We start from the raw sequence: 25,344 nt of genomic DNA, 5'->3' as shown, positions 1-25,344 counted from the left end.
GCGGGTTGACGGACGCGGGTTGACGGACGCGGGTTGACGCGAGACGCGCGTCCGCCAGCGGTGTGAAGGTGATCTGCGAGGGCGTTTAAGAAATCCTCGATGGACCATGGCTACCGACGTACGGAAGATTTTCCCCAGGGATCTTGGGCGCTTCGTCGCGCCCGGACCCGGCACATCACAGGACACGTACGTCGGGAGCCGTGACATTGAAGGCACTGGTCAAGCAGAAGGCGGAGCCGGGACTCTGGCTCACGGACGTTCCCGAGCCGGAGTACGGCCCCGGTGACGTTCTGATCAAGGTCAAGCGGACCGGTATCTGCGGCACCGACCTGCACATCCGCTCCTGGGACGGCTGGGCGCAGAAGACCATCGCGACGCCGATGACCGTCGGCCACGAGTTCGTCGGCGAGGTCGTCGACACCGGCCGCGACGTCACCGACATCAAGGCCGGCGACCTGGTCAGCGGCGAGGGCCACCTGGTCTGCGGCAAGTGCCGCAACTGTCTGGCCGGCCGCCGCCACCTGTGCCGCGCCACCGTCGGCCTCGGCGTCGGCCGCGACGGCGCCTTCGCCGAGTACGTCGTGCTGCCCGCGTCCAACGTGTGGGTGCACCGGGTCCCGGTCGACCTCGACGTCGCCGCGATCTTCGACCCCTTCGGCAACGCCGTGCACACCGCCCTGTCCTTCCCGCTGGTCGGCGAGGACGTCCTGGTCACCGGCGCCGGCCCGATCGGCATCATGGCCGCCGCCGTCGCCAAGCACGCCGGCGCCCGCCATGTCGTCATCACCGACGTCAGCGAGGAGCGCCTGGAGCTCGCCCGCAAGACCGGCGTCTCGCTCGCGCTCAACGTCGCAGGGCAGACCATCGCCGACGGCCAGCGCACCCTCGGCCTCAAGGAGGGCTTCGACGTCGGCCTGGAGATGTCCGGCAACCCGCGCGCGATGCGCGACATGGTCGCCAACATGACCCACGGCGGAAAGATCGCCATGCTCGGCCTGCCCGCCGAGGACTTCGCCGTCGACTGGGCGAGGATCGTCACCTCGATGATCACCATCAAGGGCATCTACGGCCGCGAGATGTTCGAGACCTGGTACGCCATGTCGGTCCTCCTGGAGGGCGGGCTCGACCTGTCCCCGGTCATCACCGGCCGCTACGCGTACACCGACTTCGAGGCCGCCTTCGACGACGCCGCGTCCGGCAAGAGCGGCAAGATCATCCTCGACTGGACCGTCTGAGACCCGGGAGCTCCCTGACATGTTCGACTCCGTACGCGACGACATCCGCGCCACGCTCGAAGAGATCCGCCAGGCCGGCCTGCACAAGCCCGAGCGGGTCATCGGCACCCCCCAGTCCGCCACCGTCGAGGTCACGGCCGGCGGCCGCCCCGGCGAGGTGCTGAACTTCTGCGCCAACAACTACCTCGGCCTCGCCGACCACCCCGACGTCGTCGCCGCCGCCCACGCCGCGCTCGACCGCTGGGGCTACGGCATGGCGTCCGTCCGCTTCATCTGCGGCACCCAGGAGGTCCACAAGGAGCTGGAGGCGCGCCTGTCGCGGTTCCTCGGCCAGGAGGACACGATCCTCTACTCCTCCTGCTTCGACGCCAACGGCGGCGTGTTCGAGACCCTGCTCGGCCCCGAGGACGCGGTCATCTCCGACGCCCTCAACCACGCCTCCATCATCGACGGCATCCGCCTCTCCAAGGCCCGCCGCTTCCGCTACGCCAACCGCGACATGGCCGACCTGGAGCAGCAGCTCAAGGAGGCGAACGAGGGCGGCGCCCGGCGCAAGCTGATCGTCACCGACGGCGTCTTCTCCATGGACGGCTACGTCGCGCCGCTCGCCGAGATCTGCGACCTGGCCGAGCGCTACGACGCCATGGTCATGGTCGACGACTCGCACGCCGTCGGCTTCGTCGGCCCCGGCGGCCGCGGCACCCCCGAGCTGCACGGCGTGATGGACCGCGTCGACATCATCACCGGCACCCTCGGCAAGGCCCTCGGCGGCGCTTCCGGCGGTTACGTCGCGGCCCGCGCCGAGATCGTCGCCCTGCTGCGCCAGCGCTCGCGCCCGTACCTGTTCTCCAACACCCTCGCGCCGGTGATCGCCGCCGCCTCCCTCAAGGTCATCGACCTCCTGGAGTCCGCCGGCGACCTGCGCGAGCGGCTCAACGCCAACACCGCGCTGTTCCGCCGCCGGATGACCGAGGAGGGCTTCGACATCCTTCCCGGCGACCACGCCATCGCGCCGGTGATGATCGGCGACGCCGCCGAGGCCGGCCGCATGGCCGAGCTGCTCCTGGAGCGCGGGGTGTACGTGATCGGCTTCTCGTACCCGGTGGTGCCGCAGGGCGCGGCACGCATCCGCGTGCAGCTGTCCGCCGCGCACTCCACGGAGGACGTGAACCGCGCGGTCGACGCGTTCGTCGACGCGCGCGCCGCCCTGCGAGACTAGGGGCATGATCGAAGCGCGGCGGCTGCACATCCTCCGGGCGGTGGCCGACCACCGTACCGTCACGGCGGCTGCCGCCGCGCTCTATCTCACACCCTCCGCGGTCTCCCAGCAGCTCGCCGCCCTGGAGCAGGAGACCGGCCACCGGCTGGTCGAGCGGGGCGCGCGGGGCACCCGGCTCACGCCCGCCGGGGAGATCCTGCTGAGCCACGCCAACGCCGTCCTGGCCCAGCTGGAACGGGCCGAGGCCGAGCTCGCCGCGTACAGCGCGGGCGAGGCCGGCACCGTCACGGTGGCGGCCTTCGCCACCGGCATCGGCCTGGTCGTCGCCCCCGCCATCGGCTCCCTCGCCCGCACCGCGCCGGGCATCCGGGTGCGCGTCCAGGACGCCGAGGGCGACGAGAGCCTGCTGATGGTCCTGGACCGGCAGGTCGACGTGGCGGTCGCCGTCGAGTACCGGGGCGCCCCCGGCGAGGACGACGCCCGTCTCACCCGCGTCCCGCTGTACGCGGAGCCCTTCGACGCGGTCCTGCCGCCGGACCACGCCCTCGCGGGCCGCGAGCGGGTCGCCCTCGGCGACCTCGCCAAGGACCCCTGGATCGGCCAGTCCGCCGGCAACCCCTGCCACGACGTCACCGTCCTCGCCTGCGAGTACGCGGGCTTCGCCCCCCGCCTTGAGCACGTCTCCGACGACTTCCGCGCCGTCGTCGCCCTCGCCGGTGCCGGTGCCGGCGTCGCTCTGGTCCCGCGCTCCGCGCTCCTCGGCACCGACCTCACGGGCGCGGTCGTCCGCCCGGTCGACGGCGTGGCCCCGACCCGCCGCGTCTTCGCGGCGGTCCGCCGCGGCGCGGAGGAACACCCGCTGATCCGCCCGGTCCTGGAAGCGCTGCGGGCAGCGGCGGAACCCACCCTGTAGACAGGGGCGCGGGCGCGGCTCAGTCCGCCGACTCCGTCCATCCCGCCGCCTCGATGCGGGAGCGGTCCGCCGGGCGGGACTCGTCGAAGAGCGGGCGGCCCGAGGCGTCGAGGAGGCGGAGGACGTCCACGTAGACCCCGCGGCCGACGTAGCGTCGGTCCGTCGTGGAGCGCCAGCGGAGGCGTGGCGGGGCCGGCCAGGGGGTGAGGTCGGCGGTCAGGGAGTGCCAGCGGCGGCCGGACCAGCCGGTGAGGGCGGCCGTCGGGTGCTCCTCGTCGGGGCCGGCGGTGCTGAAGGGGACCGGGGCCCAGGTGGTGCCGCCGTCCGTGGAGGCCTCCAGGACGGCGGCGTCCGCGGACGGTTCGGCGTCCCACCAGATGGCGCACTCCAGGCGGGCCGCGCCCGGGACCTCCGGGAGGGTGAGCGTGGCGGTCGTGCCGTTCGTCATGCCGGAGAACCAGGCGGTACGGCCCCGGGCCGGGCGGACCGGGACCGCGCGGGCCAGGGCGTCCGCGGTGGCGACCCGGGGCGCCGAGCCGGAGCGCCAGCCGCGCACCGGGTGGACCGAGTTGCCGAGGACGATCAGGAAGGAGTCGGTGGAGGGGTCGAGGACCAGGCTGGTGCCGGTGAAACCGGTGTGGCCGGCCGTGCGCGGGGTGGCCATCGCGCCCATGTACCAGCGCTGGTCGAGTTCGAAGCCGAGGCCGTGCGCGTCGCCGGGGAACGCGGTGTTGAAGTCGGTGAACATCAGCTCGACGGAGGCGGGGGAGAGGATCCGCGCGTCGCCGTACGCCCCGCCGTTCAGCAGCGTACGGGCGAGCACCGCGAGGTCCCACGCGTCGGCGAACACCCCTGCGTGCCCGGCCACCCCGCCCATGCCGTACGCGTTCTCGTCGTGCACCTCGCCCCACACCATGCCCCGGTCGAGCCCGGACCACGGCGGGCGCGCGTCCTCGGTGGCGGCGATCCGCGGCCGCCACGAGAGCGGGGGATTGAAACAGGTGCGGTGCATCCCGAGCGGAGCGGTGATCTCGCTTCGGAGCAGGTCGTCCAGAGTGCGATCGGTGATCTCCTCCAGGACCAGCTGCAGCGTGATCAGGTTCAGGTCGGAGTAGAGATAGACCGTGCCCGGCGGGTTCGCCGGAACCTCGTTCCACAGCAGCCGCAGCCGCCCCTCCCGGGTCGGCTCCTCGAAGAGCGGGATCCAGGCCCGGAACCCCGAGGTGTGGGTGAGCAGCTGACGGACCGTGATCTCCTGCTTGCCGCCGCCCCCGAACTCCGGCAGATACGCCGTGACCCGCTCTTCGAGCGCCAGCGCCCCGCGCTCGATCTGCTGCACGGCGAGCAGCGAGGTGAAGAGCTTGGACACCGATGCCAGGTCGAAGACGGTGTCCTCGCGCATCGGGATCCGCTCGTCGGCCGGCAGCTCCACGCCGGTGTCGGTCTTCTCGTCGTACGCCGCGTAGCGCACGGCCGTGCCGATCGCACGGTGCAGCGCCACCGTGCCGCCGCGCCCGGCGAGCAGCACGGCGCCCGCGTACCAGGGGTGTGTGGGGGAGGGGCGCAGGAAGGTCTCGGCCTCGGTGACGAGGCGGTCCAGATGCCCGGGCAGCAGCCCGGCCCGCTCGGCGGACCCGCGCGACAGCGTCGTACGCCGCGCCCCGCCCCCGTACCCCGAAGTCCTCGTCGTCTCCGTCATGCCCACCCTCTCCCACCGCCCTCCCCGTCGCGAAACAATCTGACACTGCATCAGAAAATCTCTTCCCTCGGCACGGGAGCTGCGGCATCCTGCCGCCCATGCAGACGGAGCTGAGTCGCACCCTGGGGATCGAGCACGCCATCTTCGGCTTCACGCCCTTCCCCGCGGTGGCCGCCGCCATCACCAGAGCAGGCGGGTTCGGCGTCCTCGGCGCCGTGCGCTACACCGCCCCCGACGACCTCGCCCGCGACCTCGACTGGATGCAGGAGCACACCGACGGCCTGCCCTACGGCCTCGACGTCGTCATGCCCGCCAAGAAGGTGGAGGGTGTGACCGAGGCCGACGTCGAGGCGATGATCCCCGAGGCGCACCGCGCGTTCGTCCGCGAGACCCTCGCCAAGCACGGCGTCCCCGAACTCGCCGAGGGCGAGGCCTCCGGCTGGCGGATCACCGGCTGGATGGAACAGGTCGCCCGCAGTCAGCTCGACGTCGCCTTCGACTACCCGATCCGACTCCTCGCCAACGCACTCGGATCCCCGCCGGCCGACGTCGTCGCCCGCGCCCACGAGCACGGCGTCCTCGTCGCCGCCCTCGCCGGCAGCGCCCGGCACGCCCGCCACCACGCCGAGGCCGGCATCGACATCGTCGTCGCCCAGGGCTACGAGGCCGGCGGCCACACCGGCGAGATCGCCTCCATGGTGCTCACCCCCGAGGTCGTCGACGCCGTGTCCCCGCTGCCCGTGCTCGCCGCCGGCGGCATCGGCAGCGGCGAACAGATCGCCGCCGGACTCGCCCTCGGCGCCCAGGGCGTCTGGCTCGGCTCGCTCTGGCTCACCACCACCGAGGCCGAACTCCACTCCCGCGCGCTGACCGAGAAGCTGCTCGCCGCCGGCTCCGGCGACACCGTCCGCTCCCGCGCCCTCACCGGCAAGCCCGCCCGGCAGCTGCGCACCGAGTGGACCGACGCCTGGGACGACCCGGCCGGACCCGGCCCGCTGCCGATGCCGCTGCAGGGCCTGCTCGTCGCGGAGGCGGTCTCCCGGATCCAGAAGTACGAGGTCGGGCCGCTGCTCGGCACACCGGTCGGCCAGATCGTCGGCCGGATGAACTCCGAGCGGAGTGTGCGGCAGGTCTTCGACGATCTGACCCGCGGTTTCGAGCGGGCCGTGGACCGGATCAACCGGATCGCCGGAAGGGGCGCGCAGTGACGGAGCAGGGTCCCAACGGCTTCTGGGCGCAGGCCGCCGCCGACCCCGGCCGGACGGTGATCACCGCCCCGGACGGAGAACAGTGGTCCGCCGGCCGCCTCCACACGGCCGTCAACCAGCTCGTCCACGGTCTGCGCGCCGCCGGCATGGAGCGCGGCGACGCCTTCGCCGTCGTCCTGCCCAACGGCGTCGAGTTCTTCACCGCCTATCTGGCGGCCAGTCAGGCCGGTTTCTATCTGGTGCCGGTCAACCATCACCTCGTCGGCCCCGAGATCGCCTGGATCGTCTCCGACTCCGGCGCCAAGGTCCTGATCGCCCACGAACGTTTCGCCGAGGCCGCCGTCGCCGCCGCCGAGGAGGCCGGCCTCCCGGCCGGCCGGCGCTACGCCGTCGGCGCGGTGCCCGGGTTCCGCCCGTACGCCGGACTCCTCGACGGGCAGCCCGGCACCCCGCCCGACGGCCGCACCCTCGGCTGGGTCATGAACTACACCTCGGGCACCACCGGCCGCCCCCGCGGCATCCGCCGCCCCCTGCCCGGCAAGCCCCCGGAGGAGACCTATCTCGGCGGCTTCCTCGGCATCTTCGGCATCAAGCCCTTCGACGGGCATGTGCATCTCGTCTGCTCGCCGCTCTACCACACGGCCGTGCTCCAGTTCGCCGGCGCCGCCCTGCACATCGGCCACCCGGTGGTCCTCATGGACAAGTGGACCCCCGAGGAGATGCTGCGGCTCATCGACGTCCACCACTGCACCCACACCCATATGGTGCCCACCCAGTTCCACCGCCTCCTCGCCCTGCCCGAGGAGGTACGGAGCCGGTACGACGTCTCCGCCATGCGCCACGCCATCCACGGTGCCGCGCCCTGCCCCGAGCAGGTGAAACGCGCCATGATCGACTGGTGGGGGAGCTGCGTCGAGGAGTACTACGCGGCCAGCGAGGGCGGCGGCGCCTTCGCCACCGCCGAGGACTGGCTCAAGAGGCCCGGCACCGTCGGCCGCGCCTGGCCCATCAGCGAACTCGCCGTCTTCGACGACGACGGCAGGCGGCTCGGCCCCGGCGAACTCGGCACCGTCTACATGAAGATGAGCACCGGCGGTTTCCGCTACCACAAGGACGAGGCCAAGACCGCGTCGAGCCGTATCGGCGACTTCTTCACCGTCGGCGACCTCGGCGTCCTCGACGAGGACGGCTTCCTCTTCCTCCGCGACCGCAAGATCGACATGATCATCTCCGGCGGCGTCAACATCTACCCCGCCGAGATCGAGGCCGCCCTGCTCGCCCATCCCGCCGTCGCCGACGCCGCCGCCTTCGGCATCCCGCACACCGACTGGGGCGAGGAGGTCAAGGCCGTCGTCGAACCCGCCGAGGGCCACACCCCCGGCCCGGAACTCGCGGCCGCGATCCTCGCCCACTGCGAGGCGCGGCTCGCCGGCTACAAGCGCCCGAAGTCGGTCGACTTCATCCCCCACATGCCCCGCGACCCCAACGGCAAGCTCTACAAGCGCCGTCTGCGCGAACCGTACTGGGAGGGCCACGAGCGGCCGCTGTGACGGGCGGGGTCACCGGGTGCCGGCGGGCGGGTGGCGCGTGACGCCCTCTTGTCAGCGGAGACGGGTCTTTCGAGAATGCCCATGACAACCGGAGGATCTCCGGTCGCACACCATGCAGAGGGGAACCCCCACATGAAGAAGCCTCTCGTCGGTGCCCTGCTCGCCCTGCTCCTCACCGGAGCGGCGGCAGCCCCGGCCGTGGCGTCCGCACCCTCGGACACGGCCGCACAGGCCCCGGCGTCCGCGCCGCGCAGCGCCCCCGCGCAGCCGGCGTCCCCGGCGCTCGCCGCCGTCGACTTCGCCGGCACGGTCGCGCTCAGCAACTGCTCCGGCTCCGTCGTGCGCACGCCCAGCTCCCTGCTGAGCGACCCCGCGCTCGTCCTGTCCAACGGCCACTGCCTGGAGACCGGCTTCCCGGCGCCCGGCCAGGTCGTCATGAACAAGCGCTCCAGCCGCTCGTTCACGCTGCTCAACTCGGCCGGCACCGGCGTCGGCACCCTGCGCGCCAGCAAGATCGCGTACGGCACGATGACCGACACGGACGTCTCGGTCTACCAGCTGACCAAGACCTACGCGCAGATCCAGAGCACCTACGGGATCAGCGCCCTCACCCTCTCCGACACCCACCCGGTGGCGGGCACGCCGATCACGGTCGTCTCGGGGTACTGGAAGCGGACCTACAGCTGCGACATCGACGGGTTCGTCTACCGCCTCAAGGAGGGCGACTGGACCTGGAAGGACTCGGTCCGCTACACCTCGACCTGCAACACCATCGGCGGCACCTCCGGCTCGCCGGTCATCGACCGGAACACCGGCAAGGTCGTCGCCGTCAACAACACGGGCAACGAGGACGGGCAGAGCTGCACCGTCAACAACCCGTGCGAGGTGGACGAGAACGGCGTCGTGACGGTCCGCCAGGGCATCAACTACGCCCAGGAGACGTACAACATGGTCCCCTGCATCGGCGCGGGCAGCGTCTTCGACCTGAGCCGCCCCGGCTGCGCCCTGCCGAAGCCGTGACACCACGGTCCCACGCCCGCTGAACTCCGCCCGCTCGCCCGCTCGCCCGGCTCCAGGGGGACCTTCGAGGACCTCGGGAGCCGGGCGCGGGCCACCGGACCGCCGCTCCCGTCCCAGCCGACCGCCCGCACATGGCTCGTACCGCGCGCGACCTCCGCCGCCCGCAGCTCCGCCACCGCGTCCCGCAGCGCCCTTCCGCGCGCGCGGCGTCCCGACGGTGCCGACGATCCGCTCGTAACCCGTGACCGGCCGGTCCGCGTTGGCCGGTCAGGCACTGTCGGCAGTGCGGTGCCCGCGAGCAGGGCGAGGACTCCGCCGATGGCGACCAGGATGCTCTGGAGACGTCGTTGGACGGCGCTGTAGGGCTTGCCGTGCCGGGTGCCTCTGCTCAACGTGCGCCGGCCCAGGCATCGAGCTTCGCGAAGACGAGCGTCAGGCCGCCACCGCCGGCCGCGATGAGGCCGTATCCCGCGAAGAGCGACGTCTGCTCGTCCTTGCGGAGGGCTTCGTACGTGCTCTTTGTGATCTCTATCGGCTGCCGCTTCGGGTCGGTGGTCTCGACGGCGAAGTACCGGCCCTGCGCGGAGCCGGGGTTCAGGAGGTGGGAGGGGGCTCTCCCCGTGCCGACGAACAGCGCGGCTCCGGCCAGGCCCGCGCCCACCAGCAGGAGCTGGGCCGGGAGCGGGAGGGCGCGGAGGGCTCGCCACTGGTGCGCTTTGGTCGTGAGGCTGTCGGTGCGCAAGGCGATCATGTTGCTGCGGACGATCGTCAGCACGTGGAGCGGCAGGAGCAGGGCGATGCCGATGCCGAGCAGGAGCCACTCGTCGGCGAAGGGCGGCAGGTCCGGCAGGGCGGTGAACGTCGCGGCGAGAAGTCCCGCGAGGGACAGGGCGAACTGCAGCCCGGCGTGAATCTTGAAGCTGGTTCTCACGGTGCCCCCTCTGCCTCTGTTCTCGCTCTGTTCTAGTCGGTGATCTCGACCGCCGCGCTCGGCGTCTCCGGCTTCTTCTGGGTGACGCCCTGGAGGAGGGCGGCGAGGTCGACCCCGGTGGCGGAGGTGAGCAGTTCCATGCCCTGGGCGACGTTGTCGGTGACGGTGCGGGTCAGCCGGCTCGCACCGTCCGTGGAGATGACGGTCATCTTGTCGACTGCGGCGAGCGGTTCGGCGGCCTTGGCGACGACCTGGGGCAGGATCTCGACGAGCATCTGCAGGACGGCGGCGTCGCCGTACTGTCCGAAGGCGTCGGCCTTCTTGAGCATCGCCTCGGCCTCCGCCGAGCCCTTGGCGGCGATGGCGGCGGCCTGGGCCTCGCCCTCTATCCGTACGGCCTCGGCGAGGGCGGCGCGCTGGGCCTTCTCGCCCTCACCGGTCAGCCGGGCGCGCTCGGCGGCCGCCTCGGCCTCCTTGACCAGGGCGATGCGGCGGGCCTCGGCCTCCTGCTCGGCCCGGTAGCGGGCGGCGTCGGCGGGCTTGCGGACCTCGGTGTCGAGCTGGCGGTCGGTCAGCGCGGCCTGCCGGGCGGCGACCTTCTCCTGCTCGGTGAGGACGTCCTGCTGACGCGCGGCCTTGGCCAGCGGGCCCGCGGCGTTGGCCTGGGCGGCCGCCTCGTCGGTCTGGGCCTTGATCTCGGCCTGCTTCAGGTAGAGGGTCCGCTGCGCGACGGCGATCTCCTCCTCGGCCTTGAGCCGGGCCTGCTCGGCGGCCCGGCGGGCGACGGCCTCGGCGATGTCGGCCTCCTGCTTGGCGCGGGCGGCCTCGGGCCGGCCGAGGTCCTCCAGGTAGGAGCCCTCGGTGGTGATGTCCTGGATCTGGAAGGCGTCGAGCACCAGGCCCTGCCCGGACAGGCTCGCCTCGGCCTCCTCCGCGACCTGCCCGGCGAACGCGGCGCGGTCGCGGATGATGTCCTCGACCGACATCCGGCCGACGATCGAGCGCAGCGCGCCGGACAGCACCTCCTGGGTGAAGCCGACGATCCCGTCCTGCTGCATGAGGAATCGCTGGGCGGCGGCCCGGATGGAGTCCTCGGTGCCCCCGACCTTGACGATCGCGACGCCCTCCAGGTTCGCCTTCACCCCGCGCAGGGTGACCGCGCCCCGTACCGCGACAGGGATGTGCCGGCTGGACAGGTCGAGGCTGAACTTCTGCTGTACGAACGGCACGACGAAAACGCCGCCACCGACGACGACCTTCTGGCCGCTGTTGTCGGTGTACTCCCGCCCGGTGGCCGGATCGGTGGCCTTCTTGCCGCGCCGACCTGTGATGATGAACGCCTCGCTGGGGCCCGCGACTTTGTAGCGCGTGATGACGACGAGGCCGAGCAGGACGACAAGGGCGACGATGCCCAGCACGGACACCAGTACAGGGCTCATGGGAACCCCTTTCGATCAGAAGTAGCTTCGAAGAGTTGCCGGCGGGCGCAGGGTCAGCGTTCGACCGGCCGGACGCTGACGGACGTCGGCGAAAGAACGGACTCGACCCACACCTCGGTGCCGCGGCCGACTGCCGACGCCGACCTCGCGGCGTACTTCACCGGCTGGCCCGCGAGATACAGCAGCACCTCGCCGTACCCGTCGGCCGGGATCGCCGTGATCACCGACCCCGGCGTCCCGGTCAGGTCCTCGCCCCTCGGCGCGGGCGTGCCGGCGTCGCGCATGAGCGCCCGGCTGAACCGCCAGGTCGCCCATCCCACGACTGCCCCCGTGAGCACGCCCGCACCGGTGGCGACCCCCGCCCCCGTACCGGTGGTCCCGAGCACGATCGCTCCCGTGAAACCGAGAGCCGATACGAACCCGGCGATCACCGGCAACGACAGAAACCCGTCCAGCCCCCCGCCGAACCCGTCGAGGACCCCCTCCAACACCCCGTCGAAGATCAGGGACAGGACCAGCAGCACCAGACCGGCGATGCCCAGACCAAGAAACCAGTCCATCGGCAACACCCCGTTCCACGCGCGCTTTCCGCCGTCACGGGGATGGTTCCATGGGAGGGCACGCTTGTTCATTGCCGGTTCTCGGCAATCTTTATGCGCTCTTGATGCCGTTCGAGTGCCGCCTGTCCTTGGCCGACACCCGCCCGGGCCATGGCGGCGACCGGCGTATCACGTCCGAGTGAGGGGCCATGAACAGAACCACGACTCCCTATCTCACCGGATCCGTCACGTCCAAGGACGGCACTGTCATCGGCTACCGCCGACCACCAAGTGGCCCTCTACGAGCCGCCTCTGCCCGTCCACGGCTCCGACCCCGCCCACTGGCTCGGCCGCTACGACCGCGAGATGCGCCAAGGGCACTTTGCCGCCGCCATGGTCACCGTCGCCAAGGGCACCAAGGACTCCCGGCTCCTGCAGATCCTGCCCCGCGCCGTGACCGTCCCCCTGATGCACTTCGCGATGCGCGCGCAGGCCGGACAGGCCCCCGCCGACGCGGTGCCGCTGCTCGATCTCATCCCGACGATGCACCACGACGCGCAGCTGGTACTCGGCGCAGCAGACCTCATCGAGGCTTCCGCGGCCGTACGTGCCGACACGCTCCTCCTCGGTGGCAGCCGCAGCCCTCGCTACCTCGAAGAGGCCCTCGACGCACTCCAGACAGCCATGCCCCACGCCCGTCGAGTCACCCTCTCAGGCGTCGGCCACCTTGCCGCTGACAACGGAGGACACCCGAACCGCGTTGCCCGCGCACTCGGCGACTTCTTCTCCATCACGGCTTAGGTGAGCCGGCTGATTCTGGTGTGTGGCGCTGTCAGCCGGCGGCGTCCTTGAGCCGCTCGGGATCGAGGACGGTGATGCGTCCGCGGGCCAGGCGGAGCAGGCCGTGGTCGGCGTAGTCGCGCAGCACCTTGGTGCAGGTCTCGCGGGAGGTGCCGGCGAGGGCGGCGAGCTGTTCGTGGGTGAGGGCGATCTGCGGGTGGCGTCCGACCGGCCGCAGCGGGCTTGCCGGGGGCTGGGCGCTGGTCAGGGTGGTCAGTGTGGTGGCGACGCGCTGGGCGACGGTCTTGAACACGCTGTCGGACAGACGCTGTTCGAGGTCGGCCAGGCGCCGGCCGAGGATCGCGGTGATCCGGGCGGCGATGCGGGCGTCGGCGAGCAGGAGCCGGTGGACGTCGCCGCGGCTCATCACACACACGACGGTGTCGTCGAGGGCTTCGGCGTAGTTGTCGTACATGTGCTGCCCGAGCAGGACCATCTCGCCGAAGATGGTGCCGGGGCTGACGATCGCGGTGGTCAGCGCGCGGCCGTCGGCGGAGACCCGGAAGACGCGGACTCGGCCCTTCTTGAGGATGAACAGCACCTCGGAGGGCTGGGTGGGCGAGTACAGGATCTCGCCGGCCTGATACGTCTTCATCGGAGCGGCGGCGGCGATGGCTTCCATCTCCTGCTCGGACAGGTCGCAGAAGATGTCGACCTCGGCCAGGCACCAGGTCCGCTCCGGACCTTCGTGGCCTGCTGCGGCGTCGGTCATGGTGTGCGTCTCCTCGCGTCGTCCGGGGGCCCATGGTGGTGGTGCGGCGCCCCACGCCGGGCTGCCCAGTGCCTCGGCGCTGCTGGCCAGACAGTAGGGCACCGCGCCGTCGACCCGGCCTGTGCGCCGCGGCGCCGCGCCCGACGGTGCGGCAGTCGGACCAGGGGACGACGCGGCGGGCTCGCTGCTCATCGGGCCGGACCGGTGCGCTTGCCCATGCCGACGCCGCCGAGGAGTCCGGCCGCAGCGCCCCGGACGGCGTGCACGGGGATCGAGGCGATCTTGGGGGAGGCGTGTGCTGCCGTGGTCATGGTGATCGTCCCATCCGTGGGTTCGTGCCTTCGCTGTCGTCGACGACGCTAGACCGGGTGGTGTGGGCAGGTATGTGAGCACCCTTACGTACGCGGTGGTGGTCCCACTCGGCGTCCGGCGTCCGGCGTCCGGCTGCCGGTCGGCGCCCGGGATGGAGCTGACGCGGCAGGCGCCTCCGCCCCCGGCCCCCTACCGCGGCGTGCGCTCGGCGATCAGCAGCGCGTAGCCGAGGACGCCGTCCGAGACCGCAGACCGGGCGGCCGCCAGGACGGCGGGGGCGGCGTCGAGGTCGACGCCCGCGGTGGTGAGATGTGCCGCGGCGGTCATGCGTAGCAGGTTCAGCCTTGCCTCGATCTGGTCGATCATCCGCAGCATCGCCTGGTCGTGGCGCTCGGTGCGGAGCGTGCGCAGGCCCGCGCCCGCCAGGATCTCGGTGTACTGCTGGAGCGGCCGGGCGTCGGCGATGCAGGCGATGCGGGCGCCGAGGCCGGTGAGCTCCGGCGGAAGCCGCTCTGCGGTGACTGTGACGTCGGTGATGCCGAGGCGGCCGCCGGGCCCCAGGACGCGGGCGAACTCGGCCGCGGCCCGCGCCTTGTCGGGAAACGTGCACAGGGCGCACTCGCACACGACCGCGTCGAAGACGCCATCCGGGTACGGGAGGTGCTCGGCGTCCCCGGTGGTGAAGCGGGCCCGGTCGGCGAGGTCGGCTGCCTGCGCGGCGCCCTGGGCGAGGGCGGTGTTCCCGGGCGCGTAGTCCACCCCGTCGACCTCGGCGCCGTAGCTGTCGGCGAGGAGCAGGGCGGTGGTGCCGCGCCCGGAGGCGACGTCGAGGACCCGCGCTCCCGGGGTGAGACCGAGGCCGTCGGCGAGCCGGCGGGTCAGGGCGGTGCCGCCGGGGTGGTAGGAGTCGCCGAGGAGCAGCGCGACGACGTCGGAGGAGTACGCGGCGGCGCAGCACGCCTTCAGCTCCTCGCCGTTGGGCGTCCGGGTCATGACGGGAGCTTCCCTTCCTCGCCCGGGGTGCTCGCGGTCTTCGATCCGTACGGGGTCTCCGTGAGGCGGCCGGCGAGCGGCAGGGCGTTGGGGGCGACCGGGGCGACGTGCACGCCGGACATCTCGGCGCGGACCTGTTCGCGGTAGCCGGCGGAGTTGTAGGCGCAGAAGGGGATGAGGCGGCCGTCGGGGGTGATCTCCTCGATGCAGCACTTCATCAGCTGCTTGACGTTGAGGGTGTAGGGGTCCTGGAAGTCCTGCACGACGATCATGAACGCCTTGTCGTTGAGGTCCTTCACCGCTTGGGGCAGGTCGATGCCGCAGGAGTCCGCGCAGTCCAGGGCCTCGGCCGCGGCCCGCAGCTTCTCCTCGGTGGTCTCCGTCCCCATGAACGCGGAGGCCGACCACAGCCTCTCCAGGGCCTCGCGGATGCCGGTGTCGGGCATGACGCGGTTGGTGACGTAGTCCAGGTAGTCCTCGACGTTCAGCAGGCGCGGGATCGGCACGACCGTGCGATTGCCCGGTTCGCCGTCCACCAGCAGGTAGGTGATGGAGCGGCAGGTCGGGAAACAGCAGGGGACGGGGAAGAAGTCGCCCTTCTGGAACCACTCCGGCCGCTGTTCGTTGATGAGCCGGATGACGTCGGGATTGGTGAGGCGGTTCAGCGGGTCGAACTGGACGTGCCGGCCGGAGTGCGTGACCGGCTGGAAGGCGACCGAGCGGACGGCGGGGTGGTCGATGCCGTACTCGATGATCGCGCCGACCTCGTGCTCGTTCCGACCGCGCTCGACGGCGGCGACCAGGGTGACGGTCAGCCCGTGCTCGGCGCAGTTGTCGAGCGCCCGCTGCTTGAACGTACGCAGGTCCCGGCCCCGGATCTCCAGGTGGGTGCGCTCCTCGAAGCCGTCGAACTGGAGATAGATGTTCACCGACTTGCCCGGAGCTTGGTTGCGCTTGCCGAGTTCGGCGACGAAGTGCTTGTCCGTGGCGAGACGGATGCCGTTGGTGTTGAGGTTGACGTTCTTGATCGGGCGGGCCTGGGCGAGGTCGATGAAGTCGAGGATGTGCTTGTGGATGGTGGGCTCGCCGCCGGAGAACATCACCACCTCCGCCTCGCCCTCGCTCGCGACGAAGGTGTCGAGCATGCGCTCGCACTGCTCGTGGGTGATGGAGTAGCCGTCCGGCTGGTGTCCTGAGTCGGCGAAGCAGATCGGGCAGTCCAGGTTGCAACCGGTGTTGACCTCGATGATTCCCAGGCAGGCGTGCTGTTTGTGCTCGGGGCACAGCCCGCAGTCGAGCGGGCAGCCGTCCTTCACCTCGGTCTGGAACGTGAGCGGGATGGTGCCGGGCTTGTTGAACCGGGCCGAGGACAGGTACTCCTCGGCGTCCCCGTAGACCAGTGCCTCGAACTCGCCGTGCTCACGGCAGCGTTTACGCAGGTACACCTTGTCGTTTCGGATGTTGACCTGTGCGTCGACGGGTGTCTTGCACATCGGGCAGATCGACTTGGTGAACTCCACGAACACCTCGTCGCGTTCGGTCTTGGCCTGGGGTGCGGCTTCCTGAGTCACGCGGAGCTCCTCTGTGAGTCGTGCGGCGCACGGTCCCTCGCCTCCAGTCGGTCGGACGCCTGTCGAGGGGGCGGGTGTGGTGCGGGCGGAGTGGAACAGCAGCTGGGTGATGGCCATCGCCGAGGACGCTGTCCCGAGAACGATCCTGAGCACCATGATCCGAACGTAGGCCGCCGGGCAGGGCGAGAACTGTAAGCGCGCTCACCGAACCTCCTCCTTCGTCCCCGGCACGATCGAAGGGTGCGAAAAGGTGCCCGCCCCCGCGCGAGCCGATGGCCCGAGCCGGCTCAAGGGGTTATTCGCGATGAAGGGACGCGGCCGGCCCGGGCGGGCGTGGCCACCACCCGGGTGACGCCGGCGACGTGGCGGCACCAGCACCCCCGTCGCCCCGGGATACGCATATCCGAGATCCCCGGGCACGTCTGATCGAGGAGGCCCTCATGGCGCGGGAACAGGCAGTCGACGTTGTGGTGATCGGAATGGGGGTGGGCGGTGAGCATGTCGCCGAGCGGCTGGCCGAGGAAGGCCTTGACGTGGTAGGGGTGGAGGTGGAACTCGTCGGCGGCGAATGCCCGTACTGGGCGTGCATCCCCAGCAAGATGATGATTCGCGCCGGGAACCTCCTGGCCGAGGCCCGGCGGGTCCCCGGCATGGCCGGCGAGACCCGGGTCCACGCGGACTTCGCGCCGGTCGCCGCCCGGATCAGGGACGAGGCCACGGACGACTGGGACGACCAGGTCGCCGTCGACCGGTTCACCCGCAAGGGCGGCCACTTCGTGCGCGGCCGTGCCCGACTGGCCGGCCCCGGCCGCGTGGAGGCCGACGGCCAGGCATTCTCCGTACGGCGCGGGGTGGTGCTGGCCACCGGCAGCCGCCCGCAGATCCCGCCGGTGCCGGGTCTGGCGGATGTGCCGTACTGGACGAACCGGCAGGCCGTCTCCGCCAAGGAGCCGCCCGCATCGCTGCTGGTGCTCGGCGGCGGCGCCATCGGCGTCGAACTGGCGCAGGCCTTCGCCCGCTTCGGCACCGCCGTGACCGTCGTGGAGGCGATGGAGCGGCTGCTGCCCGCGGACGAGCCCGAGGCCGGCGAGCTGCTCCACGAGGTGCTGCAGGAGGAGGGCGTCACCGTACGCGTCGGAGCGCGTGCCACCGGGGTCCGTCACGCGGACGACGTGTTCCGGCTGACGCTCGACGGCGGGGAAGAGGTCACCGGACAGCGTCTGCTGGTGGCCACCGGTCGCCGACCCGATCTGAGCGGGCTCGGCCTCGAAACCATCGGTCTCGACCCCGCTGCCCGCGCGCTGGCCGTGGACGCACAGATGCGGGCCGCCGACGGCCTGTGGGGTGTCGGCGACCTCACCGGACGGGGACTGTTCACGCACGTGGCGATGTACCAGGCCGAGATCGCCGTACGCGACATCCTCGGCCGACCGGGCCCGGACGCCGACTACCGAGCCCTGCCCCGCGTCACCTTCACCGATCCTGAGGTCGGCTCCGTCGGGCTGAGCGAACAGGCGGCCCGCGAGCAGGGACTGGCGGTGCGGACCGGCACCGCACGAGTGCCCTCGTCGGCGCGCGGCTGGATCCACAAGGCCGGCAACCACGGCCTGATCAAACTGGTCGAGGACATCGACCGGGGCGTCCTCGTCGGCGCCACCTCCGCCGGACCGACGGGCGGGGAGGTCCTGTACGGGCTGGCCGTCGCCGTCCAGAACCAGATCCCCGTCGACCGGCTCCGCCACATGATCTACGCCTACCCCACCTTCCACCGCGGAGTCGAGGACGCCCTCGCCGACCTGCGCCACGACAACTGACGAGGCCCCGTGGAAAGGGGCATCCGCTCGGGTCCTCGCGGTCGTGGCAGCAACCCGGTGCCCGGCGGAGCCGAACGCAGCGCCCGGATCAGGCCGCCTTCGCCCGTCGTTCGGCCTCCTGGCGGATCGCCGCCAGGGACGTGGCGACGGTGGCCTCCCACCGTGGGGCGACCAGGCCGCCCCACCACTCGCCGGCTCGCCACAGGTCCGTGGCGAGCTCTCCCTCGTACACCAGGCGCGTGCCCGGCCCGCGCTCGGTGAGGACGAACGACTCGGCGACGGTCGGGACCGGCCCGCGCACGAGGCGGAAATCGACCCTTTCCGGGCGGGTGAATCGCACCGTCTCCGTCGTCGTCGCGGTCAGCCGCCCGCCCGCGACCGGAGTGCGATGGGCGGCGAGCACCATGTCGGTGCCCCGCTCAAGGACCTGGACCTTCTCCCGCATGGCCCGTGTGGCCCGGCCCAGATACGGCTGGGCGACGACGTCGAACACCACCTCGCGTGGCGCGGCGACATCAACGGTCTGCGGTCCCAGCGGCCGGGTGCGCCGGCCGACACCCACGTCCAGGGGCAGTGCCCCGGTCACCAGCCCCAGATACCCCGCCGCGGCTCCCGCACCCGCCACTGCCGCTGACGCCAGAGCACCGATCCACACCATCGCCGAGACCTCTCCACGCGTCCGTCGCTTCACTCCTCCGACGCTAGGGCCGCCAGCCCCCGCGTTCAGTGAGCGCGCTCACCGTCCTCCCCACGCGTCGGCCCCTAACCTGAGCGCCATCACGATCCGGAGGAAGGAGAAGCGTGCAGCCCGTAGCCGAGATGACCGACAGCCGAGCCGCCACGAACGCGCTTCTGAGGGAACTGCGCGAAGGGCGCCCCGCCTCGGCAGCCCTCGTACGCTTCCTCGACCAGGCTGCGCGTCGGTCGCTGCACCAGGCCGTGCGCCGTCCGCGGGCCCTGGCCGAGCTCACGGCCCTGCACGCAGCCCTGTACGCGCTGGCCGCCGGCAGGCGGCCCGGACGGGGCTGGGTGGCGACCAGCTGGGGACTTTCCGTCCTGCACCTGGGGCTCCTGGAGCACCGCACCCGCCTGGCCACCGCAGACGTACTCACGCTGCTCCGCGCCAACCTCCCCGCCCTGCCCGGCGGATCCGGCCGCGCCTCCGGAATGCTTGCGATCGGCCTCGATCTCGCCGACGGACGCCTGGCCCGCCGCCAGAGCACGGTCACCCCGTTCGGCGACTACGCGGACACCTTCGCCGACGCCGCCTACTGGATGTGGCTCACCCTGCGCCACGAGCCGAGTCGCACCGTACGAGCGGCGGCGGCCGCAGCCTGGGCGGTTCCCGTTGTCACCCTCACCGGCGTCGCCGTGCGGCGCGGCACGATGCCCGAGCGGCCACGCCCCGTCCTGCTGCGGCCGGCCGCCGCCCTCCAGGCCGTGGTCGCCGTCCGGCACCTCACCCGCCGCTGACTGTGCCGTCGACCGTCACTTCCCGCCGTCAGCGGGAACGCCGGACTCCGCAGTGCCCTCCACGCGCACGCCCTGCCAGAACGCCACATGGTCCTTGATCCTCCGGGCGAGCGGGCTCGGCTTGGGGTAGTACCAGGCGGCGTTCGGATTCGTCCGCCCATCGACCTCAAGGCTGTAGTAGTGGGCCACCCCCTTCCAGAAACACAGCGACCTGGACCTGCTCGCCCTGACGTACTGCCGGTCGAGCGACTCGGGCGGGAAGTAGTGATTGCCCTCCACGATCACCGTGCGCGGGGCCTCCGCGATCACCCTGCCGTTCCACACCGCACGCAGCATGGCCATGCTCCTCACCGTGAACGGGGCGGAAAGCCCCGGATGGCTTCACGCTAGGCAGGCCCGCCCGGCCTCTTCAGTGAGGACGCTCACCTTTGATACCGCCCGTGGACGCCGTGAGGATCCCGCCACACCTCGGCATCGGTGCGTGCAGTCGGCCGCCTCCGTCACGGTGGCCCGCTCCGCCGGCACCCGGAGCACCGCCCGGCGCTCCAGAGGCTGAAGAAGATCGCTTCCCGGCTGACTGGGGATCGTTTCCCCCGGCACTGCACCGATGGCACTCGTAACGGGTTGGTGTTCGAGCGGCTGCGCACGGCAGAGTGGCGTGGTCAGTGAGCTGTGGGCATGCGTCCTGACGAGGCGGATGGATCCACGCCGGCGCCGCGGCCGAGTGCCGCCTGATCTTCCGGGGGCATGGTGAACGAACGGGACGTCTTGCTCAATGAACTCGCGCAGGGGCTGCGCCCCATGTCCGAGGGCATCGAGTGGTTCGACGGCCTCGGCCCGGAAGACGAGTCCGTGGTGCTCCTATCCCTGCGTCATCACTGTGTCCAGGCGCGCGCTGTCGCCGGGGATGCGCCAGAGAGCATCCGCCGGGCTGGGCTGCGCCCGACGCATACGCCGGCGGTGCTGATCTCACGGGGCCGGATCGACGAGCAACTGGGAAAGATCGCCGGTCTCAGGCCCCGCGACGAACGCCGCAAGGCATTCAGGCTGCTGATCGCGGTGCTCACGGTCGCCGACGCGCGACGCCGCGAGCTCTACTGCTCCGGCGGTTGCGCTCACTGGTGGCACCACCTGTCTGCCGCTGAATGACTGCTCACAACCTGCTTCCTCCCTCACGAAGATCGTTTCCCGTCCCGCGGCGGCATGTTTCTGGCGGAGAGGGTGAGGCGGTGGCGCGTGAGGTCGACTTCGAGGATCCGTACGCTGATCTCGTCGCCCTCGCTCACGATCTGGCCGGGGTCCTCGACGGGCTCGTCACCGAACTCGGTGTTGTGCACGAGGCCTTCGACTCCGTCGGCGATGCGGACGAAGGCTCCGAACGGGATCAGCTTGGTGACCCTGCCGGTCGTGACAAGGCCTGCTTGGTCGGCGAAGGGAGCGAGCGGGTTCTCCTGGAGTGCCTTCAGTGACAGCTGGACCTGTCCACGCCGGGTGTCGACGTCGATGATCTCGCCCATGACCCGTTGGCCGGCCGTGACGGCATCTGCGGGGTGGTCGATCCGCAGCCAGCTCAGTTCAGGGCCTCTGATGAACCCGGTGCACAGATCGGCGGGTTCGCCGTCGAGGTTCACGAACACACCGAAGTTGTGGACGCTCTGCACCTGACCTTGGTGTGTTGCGCCACGCGTAAGGCCAAGAAGGAACGCTCGCAGAGCCGGGTCCTCACACGCTGAGGCGGAGGCCCAGACGCACTCCTGCTGCCGGTCGACGGCTATCACTTCGAAGGTGAGCCGCTGTCCCTTGCTCACGACTTCGGACGGATGCCCGATCGCCTTCCGGGTCAGATCGCCACGGGGGATATGACCCACTGCTCGACCGGAACCGGAGAACCCGTCCAGTTCGACGAGCACCTCCCGGTCTTCGACGCTGATGACGCGGCCGGTGCGGACTTCGCCGGCCCGCAGCGTGTTCAGAAAGCTCTTCAATGCCTCGCTCGACTGGGGTTCGGTCACGTTCATGACCCTACGACGCGGACCACTCCTCAGTGGGGATGCAGCCTTCAGAGAGGTCACAGCAGCGCTCGGCCCAGGTGGAGGCGACCAACACCGGCCTGCTCAGGACTACGTCCCCGGCGCGTTGGGTGCGGAGGACGAGGCCGAGCGTCTCGGAGCCTGGGTCTGCGTGCTGGGAGTACCGCAGGTCGTGGCCGTTCGTGGAGGTGTACTCGGCGAAGGCGTCCTCGAGCTCAGATGGGACGCGGCCGACGAGCCGCAGTCCGTCCAAGGTGACTTGTGGACCGCGAAGTGCGTTCACGGCGACACAAGCCAGGCGGCCGACGTCGTAGTAAGCCGTCACCGCCGGCGCGATTGCTGCACCGACGAGGGAGAACTCCGCACTCTCAACAGGGCTGCCATAGCCGCCACGAGTGGTGAGAGGGCTCAATACGTCTGCGATCGCAGCGGCCGCTTCGTTGTGCGACATGCCGAACTTCAGCGGCCCGACGCCCACGCCAGGGAGCATCTCCCACTGAACGCGGTCAGCCTCGTCGACAACCCTCCAGACGCCCACCTTCCACACCACCTCACCCTGATCGCTCAGCCGCCTACGAGGCAGTCAGATTATCTACTCCCTCCGCGCCCAGAAGGCCCAGTGAGGGGCACCGGTGATCAGGCGCGCGGAGAAGAAGGTGCGGAGGTGCAAGGTGCTTCCCAACGGGCGTGCGGGGAACGCGGTTGGGCCATCCAGACGGCCAAACGCTTGCCCTGCCAACAGTCCGTTCGGTGTCCGAGGTCGCCGCCCCGCGTGTCTGTCGCGGTACTTGACCGGCCGCCCGGCCGCGCCGAGGATCTCGAGCCATGGAACGACGACTGCTCACCCGTACCGTCGACGGTGTCCTGCGCATGAGCGCCCAGCGCGTACCCGACCGGACCGCCCTGCGCTACGCCGACCGCGCCTGGACCTACGCCGAGCTCGACGCCGCCGTCACCACGGCGGCCGCCGTGCTGCGGGAGCGGTGGGGCCTGCGGGAGTACGACCGCGTGGCGACGTACGCCCACAACTCCGACGCCTATCTGATCGCGTTCCTCGCCTGCGCCCGCGCCGGCCTCGTGCACGTGCCGGTCAACCACCACCTCACCGGTGACGACCTCGGCTACATCCTGCGCCAGTCGGGCAGTTCACTCGTCCTCGCCGATCCGGCACTCGCCGACCGCGTCCCCGGCGACCTCCCCGTACGGGCCCTGCGGGACACCGAGGACTCGCTGCTCACAGCGCTCGCCGAGCCGGAGCCGTACGACACGGACCACGACGCGCGCGATCTCGTCCAGCTGCTCTACACCTCGGGCACCACCGCGCTGCCCAAGGGCGCGATGATGACCCACCGGGCCCTGGTCCACGAGTACGCGAGCGCGATCGACGCCCTCGGCCTGCACGAGGACGACCGCCCGGTGCACTCGCTGCCGCTCTACCACTCGGCGCAGATGCATGTCTTCCTGCTGCCCTACCTCGCGGTCGGGGCCGAGAGCACCATCGTCGACGGGCCCGACCCGGCCGTCCTCTTCGACCTGATCGAAGCAGGCCGCTGCGACAGCCTGTTCGCGCCGCCCACCGTCTGGATCGCCCTGGCCAACCACCCCGAGTTCGCCACCCGTGACCTCTCCGCCCTCCGCAAGGCCTACTACGGCGCCTCGATCATGCCCGTGCCCGTCCTGGAGGGCCTGCGCGCCCGGCTGCCCGGTCTGCGCTTCTACAACTGCTTCGGACAGTCCGAGATCGGCCCGCTCGCCACCGTCCTCGGCCCCGACGAGCACGAGGGCCGCATGGACTCCTGCGGCCGGCCGGTCCGTCACGTCGAGGCGCGGATCGCCGACGAGGACGGCAAGGACGTGCCCGACGGCACGGCAGGCGAAGTCGTCTACCGCTCACCGCAGTTGTGCGAGGGCTACTGGGACAAGCCCGAGGAGACCGCGGCGGCCTTCCGCGACGGCTGGTTCCGCTCCGGCGACCTCGCCGTGCGCGACGCCGAGGGCTACTTCACGGTCGTCGACCGGGTCAAGGACGTCATCAACTCCGGCGGCGTGCTCGTCGCCTCCCGCCAGGTCGAGGACGCCCTCTACACCCACCCGGCGGTCGCCGAGACCGCTGTCGTCGGCCTCCCCGACCCGCGCTGGATCGAGGCGGTCACCGCCTTCGTCGTCCCGCGCGCCGAGGCCGGGGTCACCGAGGCCGAACTCCTCGCCCACGCCCGCGAGAAGCTGGCCCACTTCAAGGCCCCGAAGCGGATCGTCCTGGTGGACGCGCTGCCGCGCAACGCGAGCGGGAAGATCCTGAAGCGGGAGCTGCGGGACCGGTTCAGTGCTCCCGGCGCAGGTCCACGATCCGCTTGATCTTGCCGACCGAACGCTCCAGCGTCTCCGGGTCGACCACCTCCACGGCCACCGAGACGCCGATGCCGTCCTTGACCGCCTTCGCGATCGTACGGGCGGCGTCCGCGCGCTGCTCGGGCGAGGCGTCCGGGCGCGCCTCGGCCCGTACCGTGAGGGCGTCCATACGGCCCTCCTTGGTCAGCCGGAGCTGGAAGTGCGGGGCCACGGCGGGGGTGCGGAGGACGATCTCCTCGATCTGCGTGGGGAAGAGGTTGACCCCGCGCAGGATCACCATGTCGTCGCTGCGGCCGGTGATCTTCTGCATGCGCCGGAAGACGCGCGCGGTGCCGGGGAGCAGCCGGGTCAGGTCGCGGGTGCGGTAGCGCACCACCGGCATGGCCTCCTTGGTGAGCGAGGTGAAGACCAACTCGCCCTCCTCGCCGTCCGGCAGCACCTCGCCGGTGAACGGGTCCACGACCTCCGGGTAGAAGTGGTCCTCCCAGATGTGCAGTCCGTCCTTGGTCTCGACGCACTCCTGGGCGACGCCCGGGCCCATGACCTCGGACAGGCCGTAGATGTCCACGGCGTCGATGGCGAAGCGCTCCTCGATCTCGCGGCGCATCTCCTCGGTCCACGGCTCGGCGCCGAAGATGCCGACCTTCAGGGAGGTGCCGCGCGGGTCGACGCCCTGACGCTCGAACTCGTCGAGCAGGGTGAGCATGTAGGAGGGCGTGACCATGATGATCTCGGGCCGGAAGTCCTGGATCAGCTGGACCTGACGGGCGGTCATGCCGCCGGAGGCGGGGATCACCGTACAGCCGAGGCGTTCGGCGCCGTAGTGCGCGCCCAGACCGCCGGTGAACAGGCCGTATCCGTACGCCACATGCACCTTGTGCCCGGGCCGGCCGCCGGCCGCGCGGATCGACCGGGCCACCACGTCCGCCCAGGTGTCGAGGTCGCGCTGGGTGTAGCCGACCACGGTGGGCCGTCCGGTGGTGCCGCTGGAGGCGTGGATGCGGCGGATCTCGGACTGCTCGACCGCGAACATGCCGAAGGGGTACTGGTCGCGCAGATCGGTCTTCGCTGTGAAGGGGAAGCGGGCCAGATCGGCGAGGGAGCGGCAGTCCTCCGGCCGTACCCCCGCCTTGTCGAACGACTGCCGGTAGAAAGGCACGTTGTCGTAGGCATGGCGCAGGGTCGCGCGCAGCCGCTCCAGCTGGAGGGCCGCCAGCTCGTCGCGTCCGAGCCGCTCGCCGGCGTCCAGCAGATCCGTCATGCCGCCACTCCCTCGCCTCACACCGCATCGCCTCACACCGCATCGCCTCACATCGGATCGCCTCAGGCCGCGCGCGCCTCACGCGCCACGCCGCACCTTGTGCGCCACCTCGACCACGCCACCACGCCACCGCACCGCACGCCGTAAACCGGACGACCGATCATTCGGTAGCTGTGTGCTGCATCAGTAAAACCGGCCACACCCCGGGCTTGGCAAGAGGTCGGGCCCGGAATTCT

The 25,344-nt window shown here is 71.2% G+C and carries 24 protein-coding genes; 11 read left to right on the top strand and 13 right to left on the bottom strand.

The genetic code is table 11. The annotated features are described in order from the left end of the window. Positions 1-206: 206 nt before the first annotated feature. The 3 genes from tdh to AB0C73_RS16795 are packed head-to-tail and all read left to right on the top strand — an operon-like array spanning position 207 to position 3,367. The gene (tdh, locus tag AB0C73_RS16805) at positions 207-1,235 is read left to right on the top strand and encodes an L-threonine 3-dehydrogenase (RefSeq protein WP_362530479.1); all 1,029 of its coding nucleotides are present in this window, start codon (positions 207-209) and stop codon (positions 1,233-1,235) included. Positions 1,236-1,254: 19 nt separating this feature from the next. After that, positions 1,255-2,454, top strand: a complete 1,200-nt coding sequence (locus AB0C73_RS16800; RefSeq protein ID WP_362530125.1) for a glycine C-acetyltransferase — start codon at positions 1,255-1,257, stop codon at positions 2,452-2,454. A 4-nt stretch (positions 2,455-2,458) separates the two neighbouring features. After that, the gene (locus AB0C73_RS16795; RefSeq protein WP_362530123.1) at positions 2,459-3,367 is read left to right on the top strand and encodes a LysR family transcriptional regulator; all 909 of its coding nucleotides are present in this window, start codon (positions 2,459-2,461) and stop codon (positions 3,365-3,367) included. Positions 3,368-3,386: 19 nt separating this feature from the next. On the opposite strand, the gene AB0C73_RS16790 is transcribed toward AB0C73_RS16795, so the two are convergent. Further along, entirely contained in the window at positions 3,387-5,066 is a 1,680-nt protein-coding gene (locus tag AB0C73_RS16790) for a serine hydrolase (RefSeq protein ID WP_362530120.1), read from the bottom strand. A 98-nt stretch (positions 5,067-5,164) separates the two neighbouring features. Here AB0C73_RS16790 and AB0C73_RS16785 point away from each other — a divergent pair, with 98 nt between their 5' ends. From AB0C73_RS16785 to AB0C73_RS16775, 3 genes are all read left to right on the top strand, one after another. Beyond that, complete coding sequence (locus AB0C73_RS16785; RefSeq protein WP_362530117.1) at positions 5,165-6,274, top strand: nitronate monooxygenase; 1,110 nt, start codon at positions 5,165-5,167, stop codon at positions 6,272-6,274. Further along, positions 6,271-7,824 (top strand): acyl-CoA synthetase, encoded by a 1,554-nt coding sequence (locus AB0C73_RS16780; RefSeq protein ID WP_362530115.1) that lies wholly within the window; start codon positions 6,271-6,273, stop codon positions 7,822-7,824. Before AB0C73_RS16785 ends, AB0C73_RS16780 begins: the two co-directional genes overlap by 4 nt. 132 nt (positions 7,825-7,956) lie before the next feature. After that, entirely contained in the window at positions 7,957-8,844 is an 888-nt protein-coding gene (locus AB0C73_RS16775) for a serine protease (protein ID WP_362530113.1), read from the top strand. A gap of 388 nt (positions 8,845-9,232) precedes the next feature. Here AB0C73_RS16775 and AB0C73_RS16770 read toward each other — a convergent pair whose 3' ends face one another. From AB0C73_RS16770 to AB0C73_RS16760, 3 genes are read right to left on the bottom strand one after another with little or no spacing between them, the layout of a single operon-like run. Then, positions 9,233-9,775, bottom strand: coding sequence for a hypothetical protein (locus AB0C73_RS16770; RefSeq protein WP_362530110.1), 543 nt, complete (start codon positions 9,773-9,775; stop codon positions 9,233-9,235). Positions 9,776-9,807: 32 nt separating this feature from the next. Further along, positions 9,808-11,214 (bottom strand): SPFH domain-containing protein, encoded by a 1,407-nt coding sequence (locus AB0C73_RS16765; protein WP_362530107.1) that lies wholly within the window; start codon positions 11,212-11,214, stop codon positions 9,808-9,810. 53 nt (positions 11,215-11,267) lie between these two features. Continuing rightward, complete coding sequence (locus AB0C73_RS16760; RefSeq protein ID WP_362530104.1) at positions 11,268-11,774, bottom strand: hypothetical protein; 507 nt, start codon at positions 11,772-11,774, stop codon at positions 11,268-11,270. A 270-nt stretch (positions 11,775-12,044) separates the two neighbouring features. On the opposite strand from AB0C73_RS16760, the gene AB0C73_RS16755 reads away from it, so the two are divergent. Beyond that, entirely contained in the window at positions 12,045-12,554 is a 510-nt protein-coding gene (locus AB0C73_RS16755; protein ID WP_362530101.1) for a hypothetical protein, read from the top strand. Positions 12,555-12,585: 31 nt separating this feature from the next. On the opposite strand, the gene AB0C73_RS16750 is transcribed toward AB0C73_RS16755, so the two are convergent. From AB0C73_RS16750 to AB0C73_RS16735, 4 genes are all read right to left on the bottom strand, one after another. Beyond that, a complete protein-coding gene (locus tag AB0C73_RS16750; protein ID WP_362530099.1) occupies positions 12,586-13,305 on the bottom strand; it encodes a Crp/Fnr family transcriptional regulator in 720 nt (239 codons plus the stop codon). 188 nt (positions 13,306-13,493) lie between these two features. Beyond that, on the bottom strand, positions 13,494-13,616 hold the full coding sequence (locus AB0C73_RS16745; protein ID WP_362530097.1) for a hypothetical protein: 123 nt from the start codon (positions 13,614-13,616) through the stop codon (positions 13,494-13,496). Between the two features lie 190 nt (positions 13,617-13,806). After that, positions 13,807-14,610 carry a methyltransferase domain-containing protein gene (locus AB0C73_RS16740; protein WP_362530095.1) on the bottom strand — a complete coding sequence of 268 codons (804 nt, stop codon included), beginning with the start codon at positions 14,608-14,610 and terminating at the stop codon, positions 13,807-13,809. Continuing rightward, positions 14,607-16,181, bottom strand: coding sequence for a radical SAM protein (locus AB0C73_RS16735; RefSeq protein WP_362530094.1), 1,575 nt, complete (start codon positions 16,179-16,181; stop codon positions 14,607-14,609). The genes AB0C73_RS16740 and AB0C73_RS16735 overlap by 4 nt, the downstream gene beginning before the upstream one ends. A 440-nt stretch (positions 16,182-16,621) precedes the next feature. Between AB0C73_RS16735 and AB0C73_RS16730 the strand changes: the two genes are divergently transcribed. Next, positions 16,622-17,995, top strand: coding sequence for an NAD(P)/FAD-dependent oxidoreductase (locus AB0C73_RS16730; RefSeq protein WP_362530091.1), 1,374 nt, complete (start codon positions 16,622-16,624; stop codon positions 17,993-17,995). A gap of 88 nt (positions 17,996-18,083) precedes the next feature. On the opposite strand, the gene AB0C73_RS16725 is transcribed toward AB0C73_RS16730, so the two are convergent. Next, positions 18,084-18,686 (bottom strand): SRPBCC family protein, encoded by a 603-nt coding sequence (locus tag AB0C73_RS16725; RefSeq protein WP_362530088.1) that lies wholly within the window; start codon positions 18,684-18,686, stop codon positions 18,084-18,086. 110 nt (positions 18,687-18,796) lie between these two features. On the opposite strand from AB0C73_RS16725, the gene AB0C73_RS16720 reads away from it, so the two are divergent. Beyond that, entirely contained in the window at positions 18,797-19,468 is a 672-nt protein-coding gene (locus AB0C73_RS16720) for a CDP-alcohol phosphatidyltransferase family protein (protein WP_362530085.1), read from the top strand. 15 nt (positions 19,469-19,483) lie between these two features. Here the strand turns inward: AB0C73_RS16720 and AB0C73_RS16715 are convergent, their stop codons facing one another. Next, the gene (locus AB0C73_RS16715) at positions 19,484-19,810 is read right to left on the bottom strand and encodes a DUF427 domain-containing protein (RefSeq protein WP_362530082.1); all 327 of its coding nucleotides are present in this window, start codon (positions 19,808-19,810) and stop codon (positions 19,484-19,486) included. A 405-nt stretch (positions 19,811-20,215) separates the two neighbouring features. On the opposite strand from AB0C73_RS16715, the gene AB0C73_RS16710 reads away from it, so the two are divergent. Continuing rightward, on the top strand, positions 20,216-20,617 hold the full coding sequence (locus tag AB0C73_RS16710) for a DUF5958 family protein (protein WP_362530079.1): 402 nt from the start codon (positions 20,216-20,218) through the stop codon (positions 20,615-20,617). Between the two features lie 23 nt (positions 20,618-20,640). On the opposite strand, the gene AB0C73_RS16705 is transcribed toward AB0C73_RS16710, so the two are convergent. Beyond that, on the bottom strand, positions 20,641-21,486 hold the full coding sequence (locus AB0C73_RS16705; RefSeq protein WP_362530076.1) for a S1 RNA-binding domain-containing protein: 846 nt from the start codon (positions 21,484-21,486) through the stop codon (positions 20,641-20,643). Positions 21,487-21,490: 4 nt separating this feature from the next. Continuing rightward, a complete protein-coding gene (locus AB0C73_RS16700) occupies positions 21,491-22,048 on the bottom strand; it encodes a hypothetical protein (protein ID WP_362530074.1) in 558 nt (185 codons plus the stop codon). A 275-nt stretch (positions 22,049-22,323) separates the two neighbouring features. On the opposite strand from AB0C73_RS16700, the gene AB0C73_RS16695 reads away from it, so the two are divergent. Continuing rightward, entirely contained in the window at positions 22,324-23,853 is a 1,530-nt protein-coding gene (locus tag AB0C73_RS16695) for a fatty acyl-CoA synthetase (RefSeq protein WP_362530071.1), read from the top strand. Here AB0C73_RS16695 and paaK read toward each other — a convergent pair. Then, positions 23,819-25,108, bottom strand: coding sequence for a phenylacetate--CoA ligase PaaK (gene paaK, locus AB0C73_RS16690; protein WP_362530068.1), 1,290 nt, complete (start codon positions 25,106-25,108; stop codon positions 23,819-23,821). The two genes, AB0C73_RS16695 and paaK, sit on opposite strands and share 35 nt — an antisense overlap. Positions 25,109-25,344: the final 236 nt, after the last annotated feature.

This window comes from Streptomyces sp. NPDC048623, assembly GCF_040650755.1.
In the GTDB taxonomy this organism is placed as follows: Bacteria; Actinomycetota; Actinomycetes; order Streptomycetales; family Streptomycetaceae; genus Streptomyces.
This window is presented reverse-complemented; position numbering and strand designations above follow the sequence as displayed.